This is a genomic window from uncultured Sphingomonas sp., assembly GCF_946477935.1.
Taxonomy (GTDB): Bacteria; Pseudomonadota; Alphaproteobacteria; order Sphingomonadales; family Sphingomonadaceae; genus Sphingomonas.
Genome location: NZ_CAMLAC010000203.1, coordinates 1 through 6557 on the forward strand (window position 1 = coordinate 1; position 6557 = coordinate 6557).

A 6557-nucleotide genomic window follows, 5' to 3' on the forward strand; every position below is an offset into this window, starting at 1 on the left:
CGTATCGTGCGTTCCTGATCGCACATGCGCGGTCGCCAATCCGGCAACCCGCGACGCTGCCCCAGCCACGCCTCCACCGCCGGCAGCGCCCGCGCATGTGCGATCAGGAACGCACGATACGCCCCGGCATCCGCCAGATCATAGCCCGCAAAGGCGGCGTCCACCGCCTCATGCGCGGCGGCGGTACGTTCCCGCAGGGCCAGTGCCGCGCTCACTTCAGGCAGGCGACGATCCCGGCGATCACCGCCAGCGTTTCCTCCGGATCGCGCACGCGCACCGTATCCAGCCCCAGTTCCTTGGCAGGATAATCATTGCCACCGGGGAAGATCGCGTCGCCGATGAACATCATCGCGTCCAACGCGATACCGCTCTCGTCGCGCAGCCGCTTCAGGCCGTACGCCTTGTCGACGCCCTCCTGCGTGATGTCGATCGAGGTCGCACCACCCATGTTGATCGACAGGCCGGGCAGGCGCTGCTTCAGGTCCGCCTGGATCACCTTGCGCTTCTCGAACTTGGGATCCCAATGTTCCTTTTCCTTGACCGGCGCCTGCTGGCCCAGCGCGGAAAAGGTGATCTGGCTACCGCGATCCTCGATCCGCTCGCCCCAGGTCTGCTCGGGCACAAAGCCGGTCGCCTCCAGCGAGGCATCGAACGCTTCCAGGATCTTGGCCTTGGTCGCGTCGTCGAACAGTTCGGCATACACCGTGGTCCACTGGCCGTCCTGCCAGGTGAACAGCTTGGTGCCCGTCGTCGGCATCAGCCACAGCTTCGACCGGTCGGCACGCTCGGGCAGGCGGCTTGCCACCTGCTTGTCGAACTGCGGCCAATCCCCGCCGGAGATCACCGCGACATGCGCCACGTCCAGCAGATCGGCCAGCGCCTCGCCCATCGGATCGCCAAGCGGCTGCTTGCTTTCGGCCAGGGTGCCATCGAGGTCGAAGGCGACGAGCTGCTTCATGTACGAACTCCGGTACGGGGAAAGATAATGGTTTCAATGGCGTGTGCCACGCCGTCTTCGGCATTGGAAAGGGTATGTGTCGCCACCTGTGCCTTTACGGCACTGGGCGCATTGCCCATCACGATCGGCAGGCCGGCACGCAACAACATCGGCAGGTCGTTCGCCTGATCGCCGATCGCCGCGACCTCGGCCAGCCCCACGTCGAACGCCTTCGCCAGCGATGCGATGCCTTCGCCCTTGTTCGCTTGCCAAGCGGTGATGTCGAGATAATAGCTTTGCGACTGCGCGATCGTGGCATCGTCGCCGTGGACCGCCGCAATCCGCTCATGCAGTGCCTTCAGCACCGGCGGATCGTCGCTGACGAAGGTGATCTTGTCCACCTCGCCCACCAGCGTGTCGAAGTCGGTGGTGATCACCGGCTCCTGGGCAGAGGCGACGCGCTCATGGCCGACATGCTCGCCCTCCGGGTTGCTGGCATACCAGCGGTCGGCGGCGAACACCCATATGTCCACCGCCACGTCGCGCGCCGCCGCCAGGGCCTCGCGCACCACCGCTTCGGGCACGCGAAAGCGCGCCTCGATCGTACCGTCGCGCCGGAATACCGTGCCGCCGTTGAACGCGCCCACCGGCGCATCGACGCCCAGCGTCTCGACCAGGGCCATCAGTCCCGATCGCGGTCGCGCGCTGATGATCGTGAAGCCGACGCCCGCCGCCTCCAGCCGCCGCACCGCCGCGATCGTGGCGGCGCGCAGCGTCTTGTCGGGATCGACCAGCGTGCCATCGACATCGGAGACGACGAGCCGGATCGGCGAACTCATTGCGGGATTTCGGTGTGGCCGCCGAAGCCGAAGCGCATCGCCGACAGCACCTGGTCGCCAAAGGTATGCTCGACCCGGCTGCGGTAGCGTGCGAACAGCGAGGCGGTCAGCACGTTGGCCGGCACCTTTTCCTCCATCGCCGCGTCAATCGTCCACTGGCCCTCGCCCGAATCCGCGACATGGCCGGAGAATTGCTCCAGCATCTCGTCCTTGGCCAAGGCACTTGCGGTCAGGTCGAGCAGCCACGACGAGATGACGCTGCCGCGCCGCCACACTTCGGCGATATCGGTCAGGTTCAGGTCGAAGCGTTCGTCTTCCGGCAGCTTGTCCGAATTCTTCGATTTCAGGATGTCGAAGCCCTCGGCATAGGCCTGCATCAAGCCATATTCGATGCCGTTGTGGATCATCTTGACGAAATGCCCGGCGCCTGCCGGACCGGCATGGATATAGCCCTTCTCGGCACGCGGATCGGCCTTTTCGGCGACGCGTCCCGGCGTGCGGACGATATCGCCCCTGCCCGGCGCCAGCGTGTCGAAGATGGGATCGAGATAGCGCACCGTCTCCTCGCTGCCGCCGATCATCATGCAATAACCGCGATCCAGGCCCCAGACGCCGCCCGACGTGCCGACATCGACATATTCGATACCCTTTTCCCGCAGTTCCTTCGCGCGGCGGATATCGTCCTTGTAGAAGCTGTTGCCGCCATCGATGACAATGTCGCCGGCCTTTGCATCGGCGCAGATCTGCTGGACCGTGTCCTCGGTCGGAGCGCCGGCCGGCAGCATCACCCACCAGATGGCCGGGCTGTCCAGCTTGCTTGCCATGTCCTCGATACCGCTCGCGCCTTGCGCACCATCGGCGACCAGTTTTTCCACCGCCGCCGCGTCGCGATCCCAGGCGACGACCTCATGGCCCGCCTTCATCAACCGCCGCGCGATGTTGCCGCCCATCCGGCCAAGACCGATCAGACCGATTTTCATGCAAACGCTCCTACAAGATTTTGCCCTCTACCCCCTCGGGGAGAGGGAGGGGCCCCACGGCGGCGCCGTGGGGAGGGTAAGGGGCTGCCAACGGCGTAACCCAGCTTAAGATCCCCCCCTGAAAGGCTTACGCCTTGGCCGGCTGCTTCTTCGCGATGGAGCCCAGCAGATCGTCGAACGCGGTGGTGAAGGATGCGACGCCCTCCTCCACCAGCCGCTCCGTCACGCCGTCCAGGTCCAGCCCCAGCCGCTCGGCCTCGGCCAGCACATGGCGTGCTTCGTCCACATCGGCGGTCAGCGTTTCGGCTACCGTGCCGCGCTCGCGGAACGCGTCCATCGTCTTGGGCGGCATGGTGTTCACCGTGTCCGGCCCGATCAGCGTGTCGACATAGAGCGTGTCGGGATAGGTCGGGTCCTTGGTGCCCGTGGATGCCCAGAGCAGCCGCTGCGGCTGCGCACCCTTGGCAGCCAGCGCCTGCCAGCGGTCGGACTTGATGAAGTCCAGATACCATTGATAGGCCAGCTTGGCATTGGCGATCGCCACCTTGCCGCGGATCGCCTTCAGCGCCTCGGCCTCGGCCTCCGCATCGCCATCCTTCACCCGCTGGTCGATTACCTTGTCGATCGCGGAGTCGATGCGGCTGACGAAGAAGCTGGCAACGCTGGCGATCCGGTCGATCGGCTGGCCATGCTTCACCCGCTCCTCCAGTCCCATGGCATAGGCTTCCGCCACCCGCGCATAGGAGGCCTGCGAGAACAGCAGCGTGACGTTGACGTTGATCCCCTTGGCGATCGTCGCCGCGATCGCGGGCGCGCCCGCCGGCGTGCCGGGGATCTTGATCATCAGGTTCGGCCGGTCGACCGCATGCCACAGCTTCTCGGCCTCGGCGATCGTCGCGTCGGTATCGTCGGCGATATAGGGCGACACCTCCAGGCTGACATAGCCGTCCTTGGCATCCAGCCGGTCATAGACGGGGCGCAGCGTTTCGGCCGCCGCCTTGATGTCCTGGATCGCCAGATGCTCGTAGCGATCGATCGTCGCCGCGCCGGGGTTCTCCTTGTCGAACGCCGCCAGCGTGCCGTCATAGGCTTCGCCGTGGCCCATCGCCTTCTCGAAGATCGACGGGTTCGACGTCACGCCGGTCAGCCCGTCCTCGGCGACGAGCGTGTCCAGCCCGCCCGCCTCCAGGAATTTGCGATCGACGAAATCGAGCCACACGGCGCAGCCCGCGGCGCTCATGTCCTTGAGCGTGCTCATCACTTGGTCTCCAGCAGTTCGCGCGCCACCTTGACGACATTGTCCACGGTGAAGCCGTATTTGTCCTGCAGCTTGGATATGGGGGCGGAGGCCCCGAACGTCGACATGGTGATCGTGCGGCCCGACAGGCCCACATACCGGTCCCACCCGATCGACCCGGCCTGCTCCACCGCAAGGCGTGCGGTGACGTCGCCCGGCAGCACAGACTCCTTGTACGCGGCGTCCTGCAACTCGTAGCGATACCAGCTCGGCATCGACACGACCCGCGCCTTCACCCCGTCCGCACACAGCGTCTCGTACGCCTGGGTGACGAGGCCGAGTTCCGATCCGGTGGCGATCAGGATCACGTCAGGCGTGCCCTCGCAATCGGCCAGCACGTAAGCGCCCTTCTCCACACCCGATGCGGGAGCGTATTTGCTCCGGTCCAGCGTCGGCAGCGGCTGGCGCGACAGCACCAGCACCGTCGGCCGGTTGCCGTTCTTCATCGCGCAACGCCACGCCTCCGACACCTCGTTGGCATCGCCCGGCCGGATCGTGTCCAGCCCCGGGATCGCGCGGAGCGTGGCGAGATGCTCGATCGGCTGATGCGTCGGCCCGTCCTCGCCCACGCCGATCGAATCATGCGTGAACACGAAGATCGCGCCGATCTCCATGATCGCGGCCAGCCGGATCGGCGCGCGCATATAGTCGGCGAACACCAGGAAGGTCGCGCCGTAGGAGCGCAGGTGCGACAGCGCCATGCCGTCCACGATCGCGCCCATGCCATGCTCGCGCACGCCGAAATGCAGGTTGCGGTCGCCGTAAGAGCCCGCCTGGAACGATCCGCCATCCTTGATCAGCGTCTTGGTCGACGGCGCCAGATCGGCCGATCCACCGACCAGCCACGGCACCTTCGCCGCGATCGCGTTCAGCGCCTTGCCACCCGACTCGCGGCTCGCCACGCCCTTGGCATCCGCCTCGTACACCGGCAGGTCGGCGTCCCACCCCTCGGGCAGTTCGTCCTTCAGCATCGCATCGAGCTCGGCCGCCAGTTCGGGATGCGCCTGCCGGTAGCGATCGACCATCGCCACCCATTCGTCGCGCAGCGGCTTGCTCCGCGCCTCGATCGCGCCCCGGAACGCCTCGCACACGCCGTCCGGCACCAGGAACTGCGCATCCTCGGGCCAGCCATAGGCCTTCTTGGTCGCGCGGATCGCCTCGTCGCCCAGTGGCTCGCCATGCGCCTTTTCGCTGCCCGCCTTGGGGCTGCCATAGCCGATCACCGAGCGCACCACGATGAAGGTCGGCTTGTCTTGCGTAGCCTTGAACGTGTCGAGCGCCTGGCACAGCGCGCCCACGTCATTGGCATCGTCGACGTGCACCACGTTCCAGCCATAGGCTTCGAACCGCTTGCCCACATCCTCGTCGAAGGCCAGGTCGGTGCCGCCCTCGATCGAGATCTGGTTGCTGTCGTAGATCCAGCACAGGTTGGACAGCTTCAGGTGGCCCGCGGTCGAAGCCGCCTCGGATGCCACGCCCTCCATCATGTCGCCGTCGCCGCACACGACATACACGTCATGGTCGAAGACGGGGAAACCCTCGCGATTGAAATGCGCCGCCAGCCAGCGCTCGGCGATCGCCATGCCCACCGAGTTGCCGCAGCCCGCACCCAGCGGCCCGGTCGTCGTCTCCACGCCGGTGGTGTGGCGATATTCCGGGTGGCCAGGGGTACGCGACGAAAGCTGCCGGAACTGCTTGATATCGTCCAGGCTGATCGCCGGATTGCCGGTCTTGTTGCCGTCCGCGTCGATCTCCTCGACGCCGGCCAGATGCAGCAGCGAATAGAGCAGCATCGACGCATGCCCCACCGACAGCACGAAACGGTCGCGGTTCGGCCAGTCGGCATGCGCCGGATCGTAGCGCAGATAGCGCGACCATAGGGTATGCCCAACCGGTGCAAGCGCCATGGGCGTCCCGGGATGACCCGAATTGGCCTTTTGCACCGCGTCCATCGACAGGGTGCGGATCGTATCGATCGTCAAACGCTCGATCGAACCGTCTTCGTGAAGGTGCGAGTCCGCGCTTGCGGCGGTGGTGGCTGCGTCAGTCATGAAAGTGGGGCCTCAATTCTCGTCAGCGACCGAACGCCCGCGCATCCGATCTGGTTGCCAAGACGTGGCGGCCTTAACCGCCAACCGCCTTCCGTTCCAGTCTCGTAACAACGCCGTCCGTCACGATGATCGCGCCGTCCACTTCCCACAGGAACAGGCCATGCCCCGCCACGCCGGGGATAGAGGCAATGGCCGCGGCCATGCGATGCGGGTCCGCATCGCGCCAACCATGACCATCCAGGATGATGTTGCCGTTATCCGTCTCCACCCCCTCCCTTTTTTCCACGCGGTCGAACACCGCGCCCAGCGCATCGGCAACGAAGCGTTCGGCAAAGGGCAGCACCTCCACCGGCAGTTTCGCCGCCCCCACCTTTGCTACCCGCTTGCTGCCATCGGCGATCACCACCATCCGGTCGGATGCCGCCGCCACGACCTTTTCGCGCAGCATCGCCC

6 protein-coding genes and 1 pseudogene are annotated in these 6557 nt (G+C 65.9%); all 7 read right to left on the reverse strand.

Going from position 1 to position 6557, the window contains the following annotated elements:
* A pseudogene (locus Q0U08_RS16215) lies at nucleotides 1-215 on the reverse strand (hypothetical protein); the annotation flags it as partial.
* A complete protein-coding gene (locus tag Q0U08_RS16220) occupies nucleotides 212-958 on the reverse strand; it encodes an HAD-IIB family hydrolase (protein ID WP_298092609.1) in 747 nt (248 codons plus the stop codon). The pseudogene Q0U08_RS16215 and the gene Q0U08_RS16220, both read right to left, overlap by 4 nt.
* Complete coding sequence (locus Q0U08_RS16225; protein WP_298092611.1) at nucleotides 955-1776, reverse strand: Cof-type HAD-IIB family hydrolase; 822 nt, start codon at nucleotides 1774-1776, stop codon at nucleotides 955-957. The genes Q0U08_RS16220 and Q0U08_RS16225 overlap by 4 nt, the downstream gene beginning before the upstream one ends.
* Complete coding sequence (gnd, locus tag Q0U08_RS16230; protein WP_298092613.1) at nucleotides 1773-2756, reverse strand: phosphogluconate dehydrogenase (NAD(+)-dependent, decarboxylating); 984 nt, start codon at nucleotides 2754-2756, stop codon at nucleotides 1773-1775. The genes Q0U08_RS16225 and gnd overlap by 4 nt, the downstream gene beginning before the upstream one ends.
* A 127-nt stretch (nucleotides 2757-2883) precedes the next feature.
* On the reverse strand, nucleotides 2884-4014 hold the full coding sequence (tal, locus tag Q0U08_RS16235; RefSeq protein ID WP_298092614.1) for a transaldolase: 1131 nt from the start codon (nucleotides 4012-4014) through the stop codon (nucleotides 2884-2886).
* Nucleotides 4014-6104 (reverse strand): transketolase, encoded by a 2091-nt coding sequence (gene tkt / locus Q0U08_RS16240; protein ID WP_298092616.1) that lies wholly within the window; start codon nucleotides 6102-6104, stop codon nucleotides 4014-4016. Before tkt ends, tal begins: the two co-directional genes overlap by 1 nt.
* 73 nt (nucleotides 6105-6177) lie before the next feature.
* On the reverse strand, nucleotides 6178-6557 hold a 380-nt coding region (locus tag Q0U08_RS16245; RefSeq protein ID WP_298092618.1), incomplete at its 5' end, for a ribose-5-phosphate isomerase A.